The sequence below is a fragment of the Novosphingobium terrae genome, assembly GCF_017163935.1.
GTDB lineage: Bacteria > Pseudomonadota > Alphaproteobacteria > Sphingomonadales > Sphingomonadaceae > Novosphingobium > Novosphingobium terrae.
Genome location: NZ_JABVZR010000001.1, coordinates 3,751,800 through 3,769,201 on the forward strand (window position 1 = coordinate 3,751,800; position 17,402 = coordinate 3,769,201).

Here is a 17,402-nt window from a genome sequence, read left to right on the forward strand (position 1 = left end):
TCGAGAGCAACATGACCCAGCCCATCGCGATCGACGCCCATTTCGACTCCGGCAACATCGAGCTGCTTCGGCAGAGCGGTGACACGCTGACCCTGGCCATCCATCAGGATCAGGACAGCGATTTCTTCCAGTGGTTCCATTTCCGCGCCACCGGCATCGCGGGGCGCACCATCACGCTGCGCATCACCAATCTGGAAGCGAGCGCCTATCCCGGCGGCTGGCCGCATTACCGCGCCTGCGTCTCGACCGACCGCCGCCTCTGGACCCGCGCCGACACCACCTACAGCGCCGCCGAAGACGGTGGCACGCTGACCATCACCTATAAGGCCGAGAGCAACATTGCCTGGTTCGCCTATTTCACGCCCTATTCGATGGAACGGCACCACGATCTGATCGGCGAAATGGCCGCCCAGCCCGGCTTTGCCTATCGCTGCCTGGGCCACAGCCTCGATGGCCAGTCGATCGACTGCCTCGAAGTGGGCGAGGGCCCGCTGGAAGTGTGGCTCTATGCCCGCCAGCACCCCGGCGAGAGCATGGCCGAATGGTGGATGGAAGGCGCCCTTGAAGCGCTGGCCGACCCCGCCAACCCTCACGCCCGCCTGCTGCGCCAGCGTTGCCGCTTCCACATCGTGCCCAACGCCAACCCCGATGGCTCGGTGCGCGGCCATCTGCGCACCAATGCGGTGGGTGTGAACCTCAACCGCGAATGGCACGAGCCCTCGCCCGAGCGCAGCCCCGAGGTGCTGGCCATCCGCAACGCCATGGACGACACCGGCGTGGATTTCGCGATGGATGTCCATGGCGACGAGGCCATTGCCGCCGTCTTCATGGCCGGTTTCGACGGCATCCCCTCGCTGCGCCCCGGCCAGCAGGCAGGCTATGACCGCTATATCGAGCTGCTCGACCGCCGCACGCCCGATTTCCAGACGCGTCTGGGCTATCCCAAGGCGCCCGCGGGCAAGGCCAACCTCACCATGTCCACCAACCAGCTGGCCGAGCGTTTCGGCGCGGTGGCCATGACGCTGGAAATGCCCTTCAAGGAGCATGACCCCCTGCCCGATACGCTGCAAGGCTGGAGCGCGGAGCGCTCGATGCGGCTGGGCGAGGATTGCATCGCGGCTTTGGCCGAATGGGTGCATGACGTTCCGGCTTCGGCCTGAGGTTCAGGCAGGAAGACAGGTGTGATGCGAGGGTGTTACACCCTTGCGCTCCCGGGTTTGTCTACGTTGCGCCACGGGTTCGGCCTTGCGCTCAGCTGGCCGCGCCGCAGGCTTTAAAGGACAACCTGCCTGCGGCGCCTTGCCTTGCGCAGGTGGAGAGCTGGTGCGAAAGGATTCGGCATCACCGCCGCTTCGTCGGGAGACGGAATGGGAGCGCGAGGGGGTAACCCCCTCGCACTTTATCCCTTCATTCCAGACCTTGATGCGAAAACCCCAAAAAGGTTCAGACGGCGCGTAAACGCCGCCTGAACCCCTCAGGCATAGGTTGTCACGGTGCTGCCGAGGGCAGCGGCTGCCGGGCTGGCGGCAACAGCGCTGGCCACCGTTGTGGTGGTGGCAGCGCTGCTGGCCAGATCGGCAAGCTGGGCTTCGGCGATGGGCTTACCATCATGCGACAGGTTGACGGTGGTGGCACCCTCTTGGCGCACCGCCACAATATCAACCCGCACCGCGGCGACCGAGGAGGATTGATAATTAACCGGTCCGTCGCTTGTGACGGCATTGACGGCGTAGCTCATGCAAGACTCCTTTCGCAGGAGGCCAGAACGGCGCAAAAACGGCAGAATTAAGCGGTTTCAGACCTAGCCGGTGATCCGTAACCAAGCCCGGATCGTGGGGTCAGGTAGCTTTACTGAGCAGGTTTGTGCGTGGCCGCTGTCACAATTTCATGCATGCGGGTTGTCGCCGTCACCGCCGCCGGGCCGTGATAGAGCCCCTTGAGATAGGCGCGGTCATAGGAGGTCAGCTCCATGATCCCGGGCGATCCATTGAAAAGGCCCAGAATAGTTGGCTCTGCCCCTGCCACGGCTGCCGCGCCCTTGATATCGGCCAGCGAGCGCAGCGCGGCATAATCGGCCAGCTGAGCCAGAGTCTTGCCCATGGTGGCCGCAGTTTCTATCCCTACCAGCACGGTAACAATATCCTGCCGCGTGGGCGGATTGATGATCGAGGCATCATGGACGATCATCATGGGCCGGTCACCCAGATCGCCCATCTTGCCCGCCCACAGGCGGTTGCCGTCGCGGCTGCGCTGTTCGGTGACGGTGACCACATAGGCGGGGCCGGGACCTTGCGCCGATTGCTTCAGATCCTTGTCCTCAAGGCCGAGACTGATCGCCGTATGGCCTTCCCTGGCCAGCCTTTCGAGTTCGCCCTGCACATGATCGGCCAGCACCACCACGATGTTGGGGCGGCACCCCGGCTTGCCGACTGCTACCCCGGCGTCCCGGGCATCCTGCTCCATGCGCTCGGCCATGATCCGGTCATAGGGCGCGTTTAGCCCGCCGACCTGAAAACAGACCTCGCCGTCGAAACGGGCCAGCTGGCGGTCATGCTGGCGGGAGAGGGCGGTGGTCATCCGCTTGATGACGGCCTTGCGCTCAGGATTGCCGGTGACGACGATGCTTGTGGGGTCCAGCCCGGACTTGGGCTTGGTGGTGGCGTGAACATCAGGGGCCTGAGCATCAGGCGCCGAAGCAGCGGCAGCCTGAACATCGGCGGCGGCTTGGGCACTCGCGACAGTCCCGGCCAGCAGCCATGCCGCGCCCATCACCCGATACGCCGATCGCCCGACCATGCCCGCAAGAAAACGCCCCATTTGCGCCACCCCATCAGCTTGCCTGCCACGGAATTGCGCGTGAATCGCGGCATGGTCAAGCAACGGGCGAGCCGCGACCCGATCGAGTGTGCGGGCTAACCCAGATGGGTCGGCCCGAAGGCGTGAGGCAGCAGGGCTGACAGGCGCATTTCCACCACGCTGTCAGCGCCAAGGCTCCACACCACGGGATCGGTGCCGCCCAGCTGCGCGATCTCGTTAAGCACCTGACGGCAGCGACCGCAGGGCGTAACCGGGGCCGCGCCGGGGCTGGCCGCGCCATCCTCGCCGGGGGTGCCGCCGATCACGGCCACCGCCATCAGACCGCCGCGCACGCCATCGGCCATGGCCTTGGACACGGCCACCGTCTCGGCGCAGAGGGCGAGGCCATAGGAGGCGTTCTCGACATTGGCACCGGTCACCACGCTGCCATCGGCAAAGGCCAGCGCCGCGCCGACATGGAACTTCGAATAGGGCGCATAGGCCCGCGCCGAGGCATCACGCGCGGCGGCAATCAGCGTGGCCTGATCGACAGTGAGGGTGGGATGCTTCTTCATCGTCATTCCTATTGTTGCACCACGACCCAGCGCAGCGGCGTTTCGCCGGCATTGTTGGCCAGTGCGTGATTGGCCGTCCACATCGCCCAGGGGCGGCCGACATCGGGGGCGAAGCGATCACCCTCGACCCAGAGATTGCGGTCCAGCCCGCGCGCGACATGATAGCGCGCATCGAAGGCCGCGCTGACCTTCAGGATTGCGGGCTTGCCGGTGTGAGTCTCGATCTGGTTGATAAAGGTCATCAATTCGCTGACCACGGCGGCGTCGGAAACCTTCACCGGGCAGTGATCCGCCACATCGTCAAGCGAGACGGCGGGCGGCAGCATCTTGGCATCACGCGGCACCACCGTGACGAAATTGGCGGCCTGCTTGTCGGCGGGCTGGCAGGGGTCATAGCGATGCACCGCGCCCACCTGCAGCCCGGCAGCGCGCGCGCCATCCAGATTGTGCACCACATTGGGATCGCGGGCAAAGGCGCTGGCCGAGGCATCGATATAGGCGAAATCGGCGCCGATGGCTTTCACCGCCGTCCAGTCGATGTCGCCATCTTCCTGCCCGATCTCCACGCCCTGCACGCCATAGGTGGAGCGCGGCGGCATCCAGTGACGCATCGACCACCAGCTCCATGCGCCGCCGATCATCGCCAGCAGCACCAGAGCGCCCAGCCAGCGCCACAGCATGCGGCGGGTGAACCAGCCTGTCGACGCTTTACGACCCGCCTTGCGCTGGCGAGTTCTGCTGATGCTCTTTGCCATGCCGCTTACGCCCGCAGATGCAACACGCAGACCAGCGTGAACAGGCGACGGGCAGTGGCGAAATCGGTCTCCACCTTGCCCTCCAGCCGCTCGATCAGCAGGCCGGCGGCTTCATTGTGGGTGGCGCGGCGGGCCATGTCGATCGTCTCGATCTCTTCGGCGGAGACGCGGCGCACGGCCTGATAATAGCTTTCGCAAATGGCGAAATAGTCGCGGATCGGGCGGCGCAGGCGGCCCAGGGCGAGGATGAAGGTTTCCAGCTGCTGCCCGCCCTCGTCCGACAGCTCCATTGAAAGCCGACCATCCTCCACGGCCATGCGCAGACGGTAGGGGCCTTGATGACCGGCCTCCCACGCACGCAGGGGCTTGAAGCTGTTCTCCTCGATCAGATCGAAGATGGCCACGCGCCGTTCCTGCTCGATATCGGCGTTGCGCTTGAGGATGCTGGCCTCATCAAGCTCGATATGGCTGATGCGCGGCTGGCCGGTTGGCTGGTCCATAGAGTCAGCCTGTCGCAAATGCGCGGAAGGGCCGCAAGGGGCAAACATCGCGCAATCGGAGCGATCCGGCCCTTGGGCCCCATTGCATCCCCGATATCCACAGGGTCAGGGTCTTACGCCCTTATGGACAGCACCGGCTCTGGCGCGCATGAGCATCCGAATGCCCAGCCCAGAACCCCTGTTCCCCTTCCCCGCCACCACCGAGTCGGGGCCCGATTCGCCTGCCAGCCGCGCCATGCCCGCCAACCTTGAGGCCGAGGCCGCCTTCCTTGGCGCCGTGCTGATCGACAACCGCGTGGTGGAGGAACTCAACACCCCGCTGGCCCCCACCCATTTCTTCGAGCCGGTGCATGGCCGCCTCTATGAGCGCATCCTGCAGCTGCTGGACCGCAAGGCGGTGGTCACCCCCGTGACCCTGCGCCCCTATTTCGAGAGCGATGAGGCGTTGAAGGCGCTGGGCGGCACCGCCTATCTGGCCCGCCTGACCTCAGACGGGCAGGGCCTTGTTGCGCCCCGCGTGCTGGCCGAGCAGATTTACGAGCTGGCCATGCTGCGCGAACTGGTGCGCGTGGGCCGCGAGCTGGTCGACAATGCCATCGACACCTCGCAGGAGATCGAGCCGCTGGCGCAGATCGAACGCGCCGAGGCCGCGCTCTATCAGGTGGCCGAGGGTGCTGGCGGGCAGAGCGAGGCGCAGAGCTTTTCGCAGGCGACGCGTACCGCGATCTTCAGCATTGAAAAGGCGTTCAATTCGGGCGGCCATGTCTCGGGCAAGACCACGGGCATGAGCAGCGTGAACGCCAAGATCGGCGGTCTGCACGATTCCGACCTTATCATTCTCGCGGGTCGCCCGGGTATGGGCAAGACCTCGCTGGTGACCAACATCGCCTTCAACACGGCGGATCGCTATCAGAACGATATGGCCATCGGCATTGCGCCGGAGAAGTCTGTCGGCGCACCGGTGGCCTTCTTCAGCCTCGAAATGAGCGCCGACCAGCTGGCCACCCGTGTGCTGGCCGAGCAGTCGGGCATTTCTTCCGAAAGCCTGCGTACTGGCAAGATCAGCCGCGAGGATTTCCAGCAGCTCTCCTTCGCCAGCCAGCGTCTGGCGCAATTGCCGCTGTTTATCGACGATACGCCGGGCCTGACCATCGCCGCTCTGCGCGCGCGTGCCCGCCGTTTGAAGCGCCGCCATGATATCGGGCTGGTGATCGTCGACTACCTTCAGCTGCTGTCCGGCACCGGCAAGGCGGGTGACAACCGCGTGAACGAAATTTCCGAGATCAGCCGTGGTCTGAAGCAGCTGGCCAAGGAGCTGCATGTTCCCGTGATCGCGCTCTCGCAGCTCAGCCGTGCGGTGGAGCAGCGTGAGGACAAGCGTCCCCTGCTTTCCGACCTTCGTGAATCGGGCTCGATCGAGCAGGACGCCGATATGGTGTGGTTCGTCTTCCGCGAGGATTACTACCACAAGGCCCGCGAGCCCAAGGAGCCCACCCCCACCGATCCGCCCGCCGTGCACGAACAGCACATGCAATGGGCGCAGGAAATGGAGCGCCTGAACGGTCTGGCCGAGCTGATCGTGGCCAAGCAGCGCCACGGTTCGACCGGCAAGGTGCGCCTGCGCTTCGAGGCGCGGATCACCAAGTTCAGCGATCTGGCGCCCGAGGATATGGCCGGTTACAGTCAGGATGACGACGAGTGACGAGACGAATCCTTGACTTTTGGGGCTTCGCTGCCTAGCTGCCCTATTCCCGAGAGATTCTCGCAGCCCTTTTTACGGAGTGCTCCATGGCACGCGTCACCGTCGAAGATTGCGTCGACAAGATTCCCAACCGTTTCGATCTCGTGCTGCTGGCCGCCCAGCGCGCCCGCGAAATCTCGGGCGGCGCCGAGCTGACCCTTGAGCGCGACCGCGACAAGAACCCGGTCGTCGCCCTGCGCGAAATCGCCGAAGAGAACGTCACCCCCAAGGTGCTCAAGGAAGCCCTCGTCACCTCGCTGCAGCGCGTGCTGCCCGATGATGACGATGAGGTTGATGACATCGGCTCGCTGTCGCAGCAGGCCGAGGCTCTGCGAATCACCGCCGCCGCGCCGGTGCGCAACACCTCGCTGGGTGGCGATTACGACGGCTGATGTTCGGCTGATCGTGGTTTAACGGAACCCCGCCGGGCTTGGGCCCTGGCGGGGTTTTGTTTTGGCCGTCAATCTTGTGACGCGGCCCACAGTTCCGGTCTGCGCAGCAGCAGAGCCTGTGCCAGAATCAGTGTCTTGGCATCGGTTAATTCGCCAGCCAGCACCAGATCGCGCAGGTGATCCAGCGTGATCTCATGCACGGTGATGTTTTCATCCTCATGCAGGGCGCCACCGCCCTCACCGATGCGATCCTCGCTTGAATAGGGCGTGAGATAGAGCTGAATCCGCTCGGTGGAGACCGGGCACAGGCTCCACATATTGGTCACCGGCTCCAGTTCGGAAATGCGCAGACCGCCTTCCTCAAGAGCCTCCTCGATGATGCGCTTGTCTGGCGCCATGCCCCCCAGATTGCCCGCAATCGCCTCCAGCAGAGGCGCTTCGCCCGCAGCCAGAACGCCCGCACGCGGCTGCTCGATCAGCATGCAGACGCGGCGGACCGGATCATAGGGCAAGACTGCCGCCGCCGAGCCATTGTCGATCAGGTGACGCTCCACGCGCACGCCATCGGGCATCTCCACCTCAAGGCGGGAAAAGCGATACCAGCCGTCATAGATCAGGGTCTGGTTGGTGATGCGGGCCTGGGTCATGGTGGGCAGGCTTATCGGGTTGCAGGCTTGTTGCAAGTGCGAAAGGGCTTTGAAGAAAGGAGGCAATGCGAGGGTGTTACACCCTCGCGCTCCCGTTAATGTCTGCCTTGCGCAGCGGGTTCAGCCTTGTGCCCGGATTGCCGGGCCGCAGGCTTTGGATTTGCCTGCGCGGCCCGTCAGGCGATAGCGCTGCATCTCAAGATCGCCGCGTGCATAAAGATCGGTACCCGGCGGCACCGGGATCGTCTCGATATAGACTGCGCCCGCCTTGGACGCAGCCCTTTGCGAGGCGAGATTGTCAGGCCGGATCATGATCCAGAGTTCGCGCAGATCATGCCGCTCAGCCAGCATCACGATCTGCCTGAGCGCCATCGCCGCATAACCATGCCCGCGATGCTCGGCCTCCACCGCATATCCGACATGGCCAATATAGTGCACAGCCTCCGCATCGCCGATCCGCAAGCGCATCGTGCCGACGGCCACATCATCAGCCACGATGTTGTAATGTTCGGCCGCAAGCCAGTTGCGGGCAGGATCTGCGGCAATCACCGCCTGCAGGACAAGCTCGACGGGCATAAACCCCTCCAGCACGACAAAGAGGCAAGAAGCAAGGATCGGGCGCCACCACCCTATAGCCGGAAGACGTCATGGGAGCGCGAGGGGGTAACCCCCTCGCATCCATCCTTCTTCAAAACCCACTGGAAACAGACAAAAGAAAACGCCCCGAGAATCCTCCCGGAGCGCCTTCCCTCGCTGTCTTGTCAAAAATCAGCTGGCCGAAATCGCCGGAGCCGGAGTCAGCCCGCCGATGCCGAAGCGCTTGCCCGCCTTGGGCACGCTCACGCCGCGCACGGGGATTGGCTTGGCCGGGCCGCTGGGCGTTTCGGGGCGGTCCAGCTTGCCGGTCTCGATCAGCTCCTTCAGCTCGTCGCCGGTCAGCGTTTCGTACTCCAGCAGGGCCTGCGCCATCAGGTGGAGCTTGTCCTCCTGCGACTTGAGGATATCCATGGCGCGGGCATAGCCATTGTCGACCAGAGCGCGCACTTCGCTGTCGATCAGCTTGCTGGTCTCATCCGACATCAGCAGGCGCTGCGAGCCGCCCATGCCGAGATAGCCTTCCTGCTGGTCCTCATACTGCAGCGGCCCCAGCTTGTCGCTCATGCCCCACTTGGTGACCATGTTGCGAGCCAGACCGGTGGCATACTGGATATCGCCCGAAGCACCGCTCGACACCTTGTCGTAACCGAAGATGATCTCCTCGGCGACGCGCCCGCCCATCGAGACCGACAGGTTGGCGTGCATCTTGTCGCGGTGATAGGAATAGCTGTCCCGCTCGGGCAGACGCATCACCATGCCCAGCGCACGGCCGCGCGGGATGATCGTCGCCTTGTGGATCGGGTCCGACGCCGGCTCGTTCAGCGACACCAGCGCGTGGCCGGCCTCATGATAGGCGGTCATCTTCTTCTCGTCCTCGGTCATGACCATGGAGCGGCGCTCGGCGCCCATCATGACCTTGTCCTTGGCGTCCTCGAACTCCTGCATGGCGACCAGACGCTTGTTGCGGCGGGCGGCGAGCAGAGCGGCCTCATTGACCAGATTGGCCAGATCGGCGCCCGAGAAGCCCGGCGTGCCACGCGCGATCACGCGCGGCTCGACGTTGGGGGCCAGCGGCACCTTCTTCATGTGCACGGCAAGAATCTTCTCGCGGCCCTCGATATCGGGCACCGGCACCACGACCTGACGGTCGAAACGGCCCGGACGCAGCAGAGCGGGGTCAAGCACGTCGGGGCGGTTGGTGGCGGCGATGATGATGATGCCTTCATTGGCCTCGAAACCATCCATCTCGACCAGCAGCTGGTTCAGCGTCTGCTCGCGCTCATCGTTGCTGTTGCCCAGACCATGGCCACGATGGCGGCCCACGGCGTCGATTTCGTCGATGAAGACGATGCAGGGGGCGTTCTTCTTGGCCTGCTCGAACATGTCGCGCACGCGGCTGGCGCCCACGCCGACGAACATTTCCACAAAGTCCGAACCCGAGATGGTGAAGAAGGGCACGCCCGCCTCACCCGCGATGGCGCGGGCGAGCAGCGTCTTACCCGTACCGGGCGAGCCGACCAGCAGCGCGCCCTTGGGGATCTGGCCGCCCAGCTTGGAGAAACGGCCCGGATCGCGCAGGAATTCCACGATCTCTTCCAGCTCCTCGCGGGCTTCATCGATGCCGGCGACGTCGTCGAAGGTGACGCGGCCCTGCTTTTCGGTCAGCAGCTTGGCCTTGCTCTTGCCGAAGCCCATGGCGCCGCCGCCGCCGCCCTTCTGCACCTGACGCAGCGCGAAGAAGGCCACGCCCAGGATCAACAGGAAGGGCAGAGCCTGCGCCATGATGTAGAGCAGCAGATTGTGCTCATCATCCGGCGCCTTGCCCGCGTACTTCACATTGTGCTGCTGAAGCAGGGGCTGCAGCGACACATCGTTGGGCACCGGAACGGTGGTGAAGCTGTCGCCATTCTTGAAATGGCCGGAAATCCGCTGCTCGCCCACGGCGGCGTCGGCGACGAGGTCGTCGGCCACCTTGGCGCGGAATTCGGAATACTGGAGCTGAGTCGCCCCAACGTCGCCGCGCGATCCGAAAAGGGAGACGGCGAAGACCAGCGCCAGGAAAATACCTCCCCAGACCAACAGGTTCTTCATCCAGGGGTTACCATTCGGCTGCTCTTCATTCATCGCGCGGTCCTTTCCAGAGGATCAATGTAGGAGCCCGGCGCTGAATGACAAGCTAACACGCACAGCGGATTCGCACAGGATTGCAGAAGATCTGCGGGCGGGCATGCTTAACGCACCCCGCCCGCGTCTTTTTTGGCCAATCTGCTGCGCAGATTGGCAGTGCGGCACCGGCCCACTCCCCCGGCCCGGCCACCCACAGCATACCACGATGGGTAGCCGGGCCGGGGGAGCGGCCCGATGCCGCCGCAGATTACTGCCCCGAAGGCGTCGGCCCCAGCTTGGTGTTCAGCACCCAGCCGACATTGTCGTTCTCGTCGGCCACTTCCCACCACAGGCCCTGCTTGTTGCCGGTGGGATAGAGGATCGCACCGGGCGCCAGGCTGCGCACGGTGGCGCCGGTGGCGGCAGGGGTCTTGCGCATCACCACCGGGGCAATCGCCTGGAAGGTCTTGGCGGGGGTGGCTTCCGCCGTGCCCGTCGAGCCCGGCTGCAGCCCGCCAAGCTGGTTCACCAGCTTGGCATAGGCATCGAGGAAGGACATGGTCACGATGCGACCGATGTCGGTGTTGTCATAGCCGCCGCCGACCAGACCCACCGCGCCGCTGCCGAAGAAGCCGCCGCCACCGCCGCCGAAGCTGATGCTGTTCTTGGCAGCGTAACCCTCGGTGGTGGCGATGGTTTCGGTGGTCCGCACATTGGTGACCGAGAGAACGGTGTTGGCCTCCATCTTGCGGCTGTGGATGCCGCCCAGCACCGCGCCGAAGCCGCCGCCGACCAGACCGCCAAGGCCAGCGCCCACGCGCGAGCCCGAGGCATTGGCATTGGCGCCCTGCACCTCGGCCTGAAGCACGTAATCGGCAGCCTTGATCTGGCCCTGACCGACGTTGGAACCACGCTGATGGCCCAGATCGCCGGCAATATCGCGCTCACGCTGGGCGGCCTGCAGGCCAGAGCCGCGATCGACGATGTTGAAGCAGCCCGAACGCTGCACGATCACCTTGAGCAGCTTCTGCGGCGGGGCCAGATTGTACTGGGTCCAGCCGCGCGCATCATCACCATCGACGATCGAGATGGTGCCCAGCTTGCGCACGCAATGCGGCACGTCATCAAGCGCCTGGCGCTGGTTCTTTTCCGCCTTGGAGGGGGCGGCCTGCGCCAGCGCGATATCGGGCGCCATCAGGGCGAGCGTGGAAACAGCGGCCGAAAAGGCCGTCACGGCGTTCAGGATCTTGTGCATGGAACCCCCGTTGGTCGCCGGCCCCGGGGGAGACCGGCCTTCATACTCTGGGGAGCGCTGATGCCAGAAGCCGATGCTAAGAATCAATAAAAATTACATAGAGAGCCTGCGCTTTACCGCAGAGTTGAAGGTCCCATTCGTAATCATCTTGCGCAATTTGCTAAACAACAAGGGTCAATCACCGTGACGCTTGAGCAGGAACACGGCATGTTCGGCGCGCCAGTTGGCGGCGGCGGCCCCGGTTAAAGCATCGCCTTCCAGAAACCATGCGCCTTCCACCGCGATGCCGCGCTGGGCAACAAAATCACGGAAGTCGGCGACGGTAAGATGGTGAATATTAGGGGTTTCATACCAGGCGACGGGCAGCAGCCGCGTCACCGGCATCCGCCCGCCCCACAGCAGCGAGAGCCGCACCCGCCAATGCGCGAAATTGGGGAAGCTGACGAATGCCCGCCGCCCGATGCGCAGCAATTGCTCCATCACCAGATCGGGGCGCTTGGTGGTCTGCAGGGTCTGCGAGAGGATGGCATAATCGAAACTGTCGTCCGGATAGAAGGACAGGTCGGTGTCGGCATCGCCCTGAATCGCCGAAAGGCCGCGCGCCACGCAGGCGGCGACATTGGCCGGTTCCAGCTCCAGACCGCGCGCGTCGCAATCGCGACCATCGCGCAAAGCCGCCATCAGCGTGCCGTCGCCGCAGCCGACATCCAGCACACGGGCGCCGGGCGCGACATTCTGGGCGATCACCGCCAGATCGGGGCGCAGAACCTGGGAACTCGTCATCGCAGCAGAAATCCTTCGATCACCCGGTCGAGCGCGGGCACGTCGAGCAGGAAGCTGTCATGACCGAAGGGCGCGGACAGCTCCATAAAGGACACCGGGGCCCCCGCCGCATTCAGCGCATGAGCGATGGAGCGCGATTCGCTGGTGGGATAGAGCCAGTCGGTGTCGAACGACACAAGGCAGAAGCGCGAATTTACGCCCTTGAAGGCCTCGGCCAGACGGCCCGGCAGATCGTCCTCGCCATGGCCCTCGGCGAGGTCGAAATAGCTCATCGCCTTGGTGATATAGAGGTAGGAATTGGCATCGAAGCGCCCGGTGAAGCTCTCGCCCTGATAGCGCAGATAGCTTTCCACCTGAAAATCCGCGCCGAAACCGAAGCTTTTCGCCTCGCGGTTCTGCAACCGCCGCCCGAATTTCTCCGAGAGGCTTGCCTCGGAGAGATAGGTGATATGCGCCGCCATGCGCGCCACGGCGAGGCCCGCATCGGGGCTGTTGCCGGTGCCGTGGTAAGCGCCGCCCTGCCAGTGGGGATCGGCCATGATCGCCTGACGGCCCAGCTCCTGAAAGGCGATGTTCTGCACCGGCATCGCCGCCGTGCTGGCCAGCACCAGCACGCGTTTCGCCATATCGGGCCAATTCACCGAGAGCGAGAGCGCCTGCATCCCGCCCATGCTGCCGCCGATCACCGCATAGAGGTTCTCCACCCCCAGAGCCTTCAGCAGCAGAACATGCGCCCGCACCATATCGCGGATGGTGATCACCGGGAAACGCGGGCCATAGGGCTGACCATCGGGCGCGAGGCTGCTCGGCCCCGTGGTGCCCATGCAGCTGCCCAGCACATTGGGGCAGATCACATAGAAACGGTCGGTGTCGATCGGCAGGCCGGGGCCGACCATGCGGCTCCACCAGCCGGGCTTGCCGGTGATGGGATGCGGCGTCGCCACATGTTGATCGCCGGTGGTGGCGTGGCAGATCAATATGGCGTTGTCGCGCGCTTCATTCAGCGTGCCATAGGTTTCATAGGCGATGCGCACGCCATGCAGCACCTGCCCGCCGTCCAGCTCCAAGGGCTGTTCGAGGTCATATGTGGCGCCGACTGCGTTAAGCGGGTTCTCGATGGGCAGGATCGCGCTGGTGTCCGACATGATGGCGCACGACTTGGGACTTTGCCCCCGCCCTGTCAATTGCGAGTGCGTCGATCCTGCGCCGAAGCATTTTCGAGTTGCCCGGCAACGGGCAACGGCTCGGAAAATGCGACCATCAAAAACAGATCATTTTCACCGCATGTGAAAATGATCTAGAGCCCCCCGCATCATGAGCAAGCGTCCCGAACCCAAATCATGGATCAGCGCGATCCACGCCTATGTCCCCGGCAAGAGCAAGGGCACTGACGGCAAGCCGCTGATCAAGCTGTCGGCCAATGAGAACCCGCTGGGCACCAGCCATGCGGCCTTGGAGGCACGCGCCCATGCCGCCGCCCCTTCGCTCTATCCCGATCCCGACAGCAAGGATCTGCGCGAGGCTTTGGGCAAGCTGAACGGCATCGATCCGTCGCGCATCGTGATGGGCACCGGTTCGGACGAATTGCTGCATATCGCCGCCCAAGCCTATGCCGGGCCGGGCGATGAGATCATCTATGTCCGCTACGGCTTCTCGGTCTATGATATTGCCGCGCGCCGCTGCGGGGCAGTGCCGGTGGTGGCGCCCGATCTGGATTACGGCACCGATGTCGATGCGCTGCTGGCGCTGGTGAGCGAAAAGACCCGCGTGGTCTTCGTGGCCAACCCCAACAACCCCACCGGCAGCTATTTGCCCAAGGGCGAGATCGCCCGCCTGCACGCCGGCCTGCCCGGCGATGTGCTGCTGGTGATCGATCAGGCCTATGCCGAATATGTCGCGCCCGAGGACGAGGATGGCGCTCTGGCGCTGGCCGAAGCCCACGACAACGTGCTGGTGACGCGCACCTTCTCCAAGATCTACGGCCTTGCGGGCGAACGCCTTGGCTGGGCCACCGGCGCCGCGCCGCTGGTCGATGCGCTCAACCGCATTCGCGGGCCCTTCAACCTGTCGAACAGCGCGCAGGCCATGGGGCTGGCGGCGGTGGCGGATCAGGACTTTGTGGAAAGCTCGCGCCTCCACAATCTGGCCGAGCGCACGCGGTTTGTTGAGCAATTGAACGCCCTGTCGAACCATGGCGTGCGCCCGCTGCCGTCTCAGGCGAACTTCGTGCTGATCCTGTTCAACGGCAAGCTGAGTGCCGAAACGGTCTACAACGGGCTGATGGAGCACGGCTACATCACCCGCTGGCTGCCGGGGCAAGGCCTGCCCGATGCGCTGCGCATCACCATCGGCACGGCGCAGCAAATGGATGAGATCGCCGCAGCCATCCGGTCCATGGTTCCGGGTGAATCCGGCGCATGAGCGACGTGCCCTTTACCAAGGTCGCGATCATCGGTCTGGGTCTGCAAGGCGGGTCGATCGGCCTTGCCCTGCGTGAGCATGCCCCGGCCATTGCCACCACCGGCTATGACCGCAACCCCGAAACCCGCGCCCGCGCCGCCGAGCGCGGGCTGGTCGGCACCGTAGCGGAGTCCGCGACCGAAGCCGTCACCGGTGCCGATCTGGTGATCTTCTGCGTGCCGCCTCTGGCCATGGGCGATGCCGCACGCGAATGCGCCCCGGCGCTCTCGCCCGATGCGCTGATCTCCGATGTCGGCTCCAGCAAGGTCACCGTGGCGCGCGCTCTGGGCGAGGCCCTGCCCGAGCATCTGGTGATCCCCGCCCACCCCGTGGCAGGCACCGAGAACTCCGGACCGGACGCAGGCTTTGCCAGCCTGTTTCATGGCCGCTGGTGCATCATCACCCCGCCCGAAGGCGCGGACGCCGCCAAGGTCCAAGGCCTCTCCGCCCTGTGGCAGGCCATCGGCGCCAGGGTCGAGATCATGGATGCCGCGCACCATGATCTGGTCCTCGCCATCACCAGCCACCTGCCGCATCTGATCGCCTACACCATCGTCGGCACCGCGGACGACCTGCAGGAAGTGACCCAGAGCGAAGTCATCAAATACTCCGCAGGCGGCTTCCGAGATTTCACCCGCATCGCGGCGTCAGACCCTACCATGTGGCGCGACGTGTTCCTCTCCAACCGCGACGCGGTGCTGGCCATGCTGCAGGTCTTCACCGAGGATTTGACGGAGCTGCAAAAGGCCATCCGCCTCGGCGATGGCGACAAGCTGTTCGACCATTTCACCCGCACCCGCGCCATCCGCCGCTCGATCATCGAGCAGGGGCAGGATGATGCGCGGCCGAATTTCGGGCGGCAGTAAGAGGTTTAAGAAGAAGGATAAGTGCGAGGGGATTATCCCCTCGCGCTCCCATGACGTCTCCCGACGCAAGGGCAGTGGTTCCCGGTCGTTGTGCCCTGTCTCTCTGTTGACCTCATTGGCCATCGATCATATCTGATCCCTGCGGCGACCACGTTCCCGCTCCCCTTCGGGACTCAAGACCGGGACGGCCCGGCGGTTTTCGAAGGATGTTGCCGTGGCCTGGTTTTCTCTGATAATCGCCGGATTGCTTGAAGTTATCTGGGCGACTGCCATGAAGCAGTCGCAGGGCTTTTCACGTTTCTGGCCGAGTGTGATCACCATCGTCGGCGTGATCGGCAGCTTCGGGTTGCTGTCATGGTCCATGCGGTCCTTGCCGCTTGGCACGGCCTACACCGTCTGGACAGGCATCGGAGCTGTTGGCGCTTTTCTGACGGGCGTCGTGGTGCTGGGCGAAGCCTTGACGATGATGCGCGCCGCTGCCGCCCTGCTGATCGTGAGCGGCCTCGTGCTGATGAAGCTGTCTGCCCCGCACTGATGCGCCGCAGGCCGTGAATCTGTGACGGATGGGCTGCGCTGGCAATAGGGAAGCCTGCGACGCAGCAATTTGGGCGCAAGGCCGAACCCGATGCGCAACGCAGACAATAATGGGAGCGCGAGGGGATAATCCCCTCGCATCTAACCTCTCTAAACCTCAATCATTCAAAGCATTAATCGCCCCATGCACCCGTGCCTCGATCTCGTCACGCGGCAGGCCTGCGGGGATGGTCTCGCCCACGCGATAGGTGATCGTGCCCTTGCGCTTCCAGAAGCCCCGGAACAGCGGCCCGCTGTTCACCGCGATGGGCACCACGGGCAGGCCGATCAGCTTGTAGATTCCGGCGAAACCCGATTGCAGCTCGGGCTTCTTGCCATGGTGGACGCGGGTGCCCTCGGGGAAGATCACCAGAGGGCGGGGAATGACCGAAAACTTGCGCGCCGCCGCGATCATTGCGCGCAGGGCCTTGGCGCCCTGATCGCGTTCGACGGGGACCAGGCCGTAAACCTCGCCGGATTTGCCCCAGCCGGGCACCTTCATCAGCTCCACCTTGGCGAAGATGGCGGGGTGATCGATCAGCGTGGGCAGGTCGACGGCCTCGAACATGGCCTCGTGCTTCACGGCGATCAGCACGGCGCCGGTGGGGATCTGCCCCTCGATCACCACGCGGATGCCCAGAACGTGGCGCGTGCACCAGCGCTGCCAGTTGGACCAATGCTCGCACATCCAGCGGTTGATGGCCTCGCCGCAGTGGCGGGTGATGGGGGTCAGCAGGCCCAGCAGCACCGAGCCGCCGAAGAAGAAGATCGCAAAGAGGATGCTGCGCAGCCTCTCTTCAAAGGTGTAGCCCCTGTCGGGAGTCATGTCTTTTTCCAGAAGTACCAGGCCTGGCGCGCCAGCCATTTGCAATATTCGGTGAAGAGGATGCGCAGGCTGGGCCGCGTGGGCACGGCATCCTCGATGATGGTCACGCCCTTTGGCACAGGATGGGTGAGTTCAAAAGCGGCGCGGCGCATATGCCAGTCCGACGTCACCAGCCGCACGCTGGAGAGGTGGTGGCTGGCGATCCATTGCGTGGATTCAGAGGCATTGCTGCGGGTATCGACACTGTCGTAACCCAGCGTGATGCAGCAGCGCATCAGCGCTGGCTCGATCTTGTAGAGCGTGGCGAACTCGGGCTGAGTCACCTCCTGATCGACGCCGGAGACCAGCATCTGGCGCGCCCAGCCTTTGCGCAGCGTTTCCAGACCGCGCTGGATGCGTCCGTCGCCGCCGGTCAGCACAATCACGCCATCGGCATGCACCTCGCCCGCCGGGCGCGGCAGAAAGGCGGCGAAGGCGATGAAGCCCAGCGCCCAGACCATCAGCACCAGAGAGAGCAGGCGCCTCAGCAT

The 17,402-nt window shown here is 64.4% G+C and carries 19 protein-coding genes; 6 read left to right on the top strand and 13 right to left on the bottom strand.

Translation table 11 applies throughout. The features are described from left to right. Positions 1-11 precede the first annotated feature (11 nt). Positions 12-1,160, top strand: coding sequence for a M14 family metallopeptidase (locus HGK27_RS16755; RefSeq protein WP_206242001.1), 1,149 nt, complete (start codon positions 12-14; stop codon positions 1,158-1,160). Positions 1,161-1,474: 314 nt separating this feature from the next. On the opposite strand, the gene HGK27_RS16760 is transcribed toward HGK27_RS16755, so the two are convergent. From HGK27_RS16760 to HGK27_RS16780, 5 genes are all read right to left on the bottom strand, one after another. Further along, positions 1,475-1,738, bottom strand: coding sequence for a hypothetical protein (locus HGK27_RS16760; RefSeq protein WP_206242003.1), 264 nt, complete (start codon positions 1,736-1,738; stop codon positions 1,475-1,477). Positions 1,739-1,848: 110 nt separating this feature from the next. Further along, the gene (locus tag HGK27_RS16765; protein ID WP_206242005.1) at positions 1,849-2,817 is read right to left on the bottom strand and encodes a hypothetical protein; all 969 of its coding nucleotides are present in this window, start codon (positions 2,815-2,817) and stop codon (positions 1,849-1,851) included. A 95-nt stretch (positions 2,818-2,912) separates the two neighbouring features. Continuing rightward, positions 2,913-3,371 carry a cytidine deaminase gene (locus tag HGK27_RS16770; RefSeq protein WP_206242007.1) on the bottom strand — a complete coding sequence of 153 codons (459 nt, stop codon included), beginning with the start codon at positions 3,369-3,371 and terminating at the stop codon, positions 2,913-2,915. Between the two features lie 8 nt (positions 3,372-3,379). Beyond that, positions 3,380-4,126 carry a glycoside hydrolase family 25 protein gene (locus HGK27_RS16775; protein WP_322099041.1) on the bottom strand — a complete coding sequence of 249 codons (747 nt, stop codon included), beginning with the start codon at positions 4,124-4,126 and terminating at the stop codon, positions 3,380-3,382. A 5-nt stretch (positions 4,127-4,131) separates the two neighbouring features. After that, complete coding sequence (locus HGK27_RS16780; RefSeq protein ID WP_206242009.1) at positions 4,132-4,626, bottom strand: UPF0262 family protein; 495 nt, start codon at positions 4,624-4,626, stop codon at positions 4,132-4,134. 160 nt (positions 4,627-4,786) lie between these two features. Between HGK27_RS16780 and HGK27_RS16785 the strand changes: the two genes are divergently transcribed. Together HGK27_RS16785 and rpoZ are read left to right on the top strand one after the other, a co-directional pair. Continuing rightward, positions 4,787-6,328 (top strand): replicative DNA helicase, encoded by a 1,542-nt coding sequence (locus tag HGK27_RS16785; RefSeq protein WP_206242010.1) that lies wholly within the window; start codon positions 4,787-4,789, stop codon positions 6,326-6,328. Between the two features lie 86 nt (positions 6,329-6,414). Beyond that, complete coding sequence (gene rpoZ, locus HGK27_RS16790) at positions 6,415-6,759, top strand: DNA-directed RNA polymerase subunit omega (RefSeq protein ID WP_068085599.1); 345 nt, start codon at positions 6,415-6,417, stop codon at positions 6,757-6,759. 68 nt (positions 6,760-6,827) lie between these two features. Here the strand turns inward: rpoZ and HGK27_RS16795 are convergent, their stop codons facing one another. The 6 genes from HGK27_RS16795 to metX form a co-directional block, all read right to left on the bottom strand. Beyond that, positions 6,828-7,406, bottom strand: a complete 579-nt coding sequence (locus tag HGK27_RS16795; protein WP_206242012.1) for an NUDIX hydrolase — start codon at positions 7,404-7,406, stop codon at positions 6,828-6,830. Positions 7,407-7,526: 120 nt separating this feature from the next. Then, positions 7,527-7,982, bottom strand: a complete 456-nt coding sequence (locus tag HGK27_RS16800; RefSeq protein ID WP_206242013.1) for a GNAT family N-acetyltransferase — start codon at positions 7,980-7,982, stop codon at positions 7,527-7,529. 192 nt (positions 7,983-8,174) lie between these two features. Beyond that, positions 8,175-10,127, bottom strand: coding sequence for an ATP-dependent zinc metalloprotease FtsH (gene ftsH, locus HGK27_RS16805; RefSeq protein ID WP_206242014.1), 1,953 nt, complete (start codon positions 10,125-10,127; stop codon positions 8,175-8,177). A gap of 250 nt (positions 10,128-10,377) precedes the next feature. Beyond that, positions 10,378-11,364 carry a CsgG/HfaB family protein gene (locus HGK27_RS16810; protein WP_206242015.1) on the bottom strand — a complete coding sequence of 329 codons (987 nt, stop codon included), beginning with the start codon at positions 11,362-11,364 and terminating at the stop codon, positions 10,378-10,380. A gap of 174 nt (positions 11,365-11,538) precedes the next feature. Beyond that, positions 11,539-12,147 carry a methionine biosynthesis protein MetW gene (gene metW, locus HGK27_RS16815; protein WP_206242016.1) on the bottom strand — a complete coding sequence of 203 codons (609 nt, stop codon included), beginning with the start codon at positions 12,145-12,147 and terminating at the stop codon, positions 11,539-11,541. Continuing rightward, positions 12,144-13,292: a homoserine O-acetyltransferase MetX gene (gene metX, locus HGK27_RS16820; protein WP_206242017.1), complete on the bottom strand. Its 1,149-nt coding sequence runs from the start codon at positions 13,290-13,292 to the stop codon at positions 12,144-12,146. The genes metW and metX overlap by 4 nt, the downstream gene beginning before the upstream one ends. A 169-nt stretch (positions 13,293-13,461) precedes the next feature. Between metX and hisC the strand changes: the two genes are divergently transcribed. The 3 genes from hisC to HGK27_RS16835 all read left to right on the top strand — a co-directional run bounded on the left by hisC (position 13,462) and on the right by HGK27_RS16835 (position 16,008). Further along, positions 13,462-14,568 carry a histidinol-phosphate transaminase gene (gene hisC / locus HGK27_RS16825; RefSeq protein ID WP_206242018.1) on the top strand — a complete coding sequence of 369 codons (1,107 nt, stop codon included), beginning with the start codon at positions 13,462-13,464 and terminating at the stop codon, positions 14,566-14,568. Next, on the top strand, positions 14,565-15,473 hold the full coding sequence (locus HGK27_RS16830; RefSeq protein ID WP_206242020.1) for a prephenate/arogenate dehydrogenase family protein: 909 nt from the start codon (positions 14,565-14,567) through the stop codon (positions 15,471-15,473). The genes hisC and HGK27_RS16830 overlap by 4 nt, the downstream gene beginning before the upstream one ends. Before the next feature lie 214 nt (positions 15,474-15,687). Further along, entirely contained in the window at positions 15,688-16,008 is a 321-nt protein-coding gene (locus HGK27_RS16835) for a DMT family transporter (protein WP_206242021.1), read from the top strand. Between the two features lie 156 nt (positions 16,009-16,164). On the opposite strand, the gene HGK27_RS16840 is transcribed toward HGK27_RS16835, so the two are convergent. Then, positions 16,165-16,872 (bottom strand): lysophospholipid acyltransferase family protein, encoded by a 708-nt coding sequence (locus HGK27_RS16840; RefSeq protein WP_206242022.1) that lies wholly within the window; start codon positions 16,870-16,872, stop codon positions 16,165-16,167. Beyond that, the gene (locus HGK27_RS16845) at positions 16,869-17,402 is read right to left on the bottom strand and encodes a YdcF family protein (RefSeq protein ID WP_206242023.1); all 534 of its coding nucleotides are present in this window, start codon (positions 17,400-17,402) and stop codon (positions 16,869-16,871) included. Before HGK27_RS16845 ends, HGK27_RS16840 begins: the two co-directional genes overlap by 4 nt.

Bases quoted from the DNA above. Each gene is read 5' to 3' on its own strand.
- hisC (WP_206242018.1), top strand. From the start codon at position 13,462: ATGAGCAAGCGTCCCGAACCCAAATCATGGATCAGCGCGATCCACGCC.
- HGK27_RS16780 (WP_206242009.1), bottom strand. From the start codon at position 4,626: ATGGACCAGCCAACCGGCCAGCCGCGCATCAGCCATATCGAGCTTGAT.
- HGK27_RS16770 (WP_206242007.1), bottom strand. From the start codon at position 3,371: ATGAAGAAGCATCCCACCCTCACTGTCGATCAGGCCACGCTGATTGCC.
- HGK27_RS16775 (WP_322099041.1), bottom strand. From the start codon at position 4,126: ATGGCAAAGAGCATCAGCAGAACTCGCCAGCGCAAGGCGGGTCGTAAA.
- HGK27_RS16845 (WP_206242023.1), bottom strand. From the start codon at position 17,402: ATGCTGAGGCGCCTGCTCTCTCTGGTGCTGATGGTCTGGGCGCTGGGC.
- HGK27_RS16760 (WP_206242003.1), bottom strand. From the start codon at position 1,738: ATGAGCTACGCCGTCAATGCCGTCACAAGCGACGGACCGGTTAATTAT.
- HGK27_RS16765 (WP_206242005.1), bottom strand. From the start codon at position 2,817: ATGGGGCGTTTTCTTGCGGGCATGGTCGGGCGATCGGCGTATCGGGTG.
- HGK27_RS16810 (WP_206242015.1), bottom strand. From the start codon at position 11,364: ATGCACAAGATCCTGAACGCCGTGACGGCCTTTTCGGCCGCTGTTTCC.
- ftsH (WP_206242014.1), bottom strand. From the start codon at position 10,127: ATGAATGAAGAGCAGCCGAATGGTAACCCCTGGATGAAGAACCTGTTG.
- HGK27_RS16785 (WP_206242010.1), top strand. From the start codon at position 4,787: ATGCCCAGCCCAGAACCCCTGTTCCCCTTCCCCGCCACCACCGAGTCG.
- metX (WP_206242017.1), bottom strand. From the start codon at position 13,292: ATGTCGGACACCAGCGCGATCCTGCCCATCGAGAACCCGCTTAACGCA.
- HGK27_RS16830 (WP_206242020.1), top strand. From the start codon at position 14,565: ATGAGCGACGTGCCCTTTACCAAGGTCGCGATCATCGGTCTGGGTCTG.
- HGK27_RS16795 (WP_206242012.1), bottom strand. From the start codon at position 7,406: ATGACCCAGGCCCGCATCACCAACCAGACCCTGATCTATGACGGCTGG.
- metW (WP_206242016.1), bottom strand. From the start codon at position 12,147: ATGACGAGTTCCCAGGTTCTGCGCCCCGATCTGGCGGTGATCGCCCAG.
- HGK27_RS16800 (WP_206242013.1), bottom strand. From the start codon at position 7,982: ATGCCCGTCGAGCTTGTCCTGCAGGCGGTGATTGCCGCAGATCCTGCC.
- HGK27_RS16755 (WP_206242001.1), top strand. From the start codon at position 12: ATGACCCAGCCCATCGCGATCGACGCCCATTTCGACTCCGGCAACATC.
- rpoZ (WP_068085599.1), top strand. From the start codon at position 6,415: ATGGCACGCGTCACCGTCGAAGATTGCGTCGACAAGATTCCCAACCGT.
- HGK27_RS16840 (WP_206242022.1), bottom strand. From the start codon at position 16,872: ATGACTCCCGACAGGGGCTACACCTTTGAAGAGAGGCTGCGCAGCATC.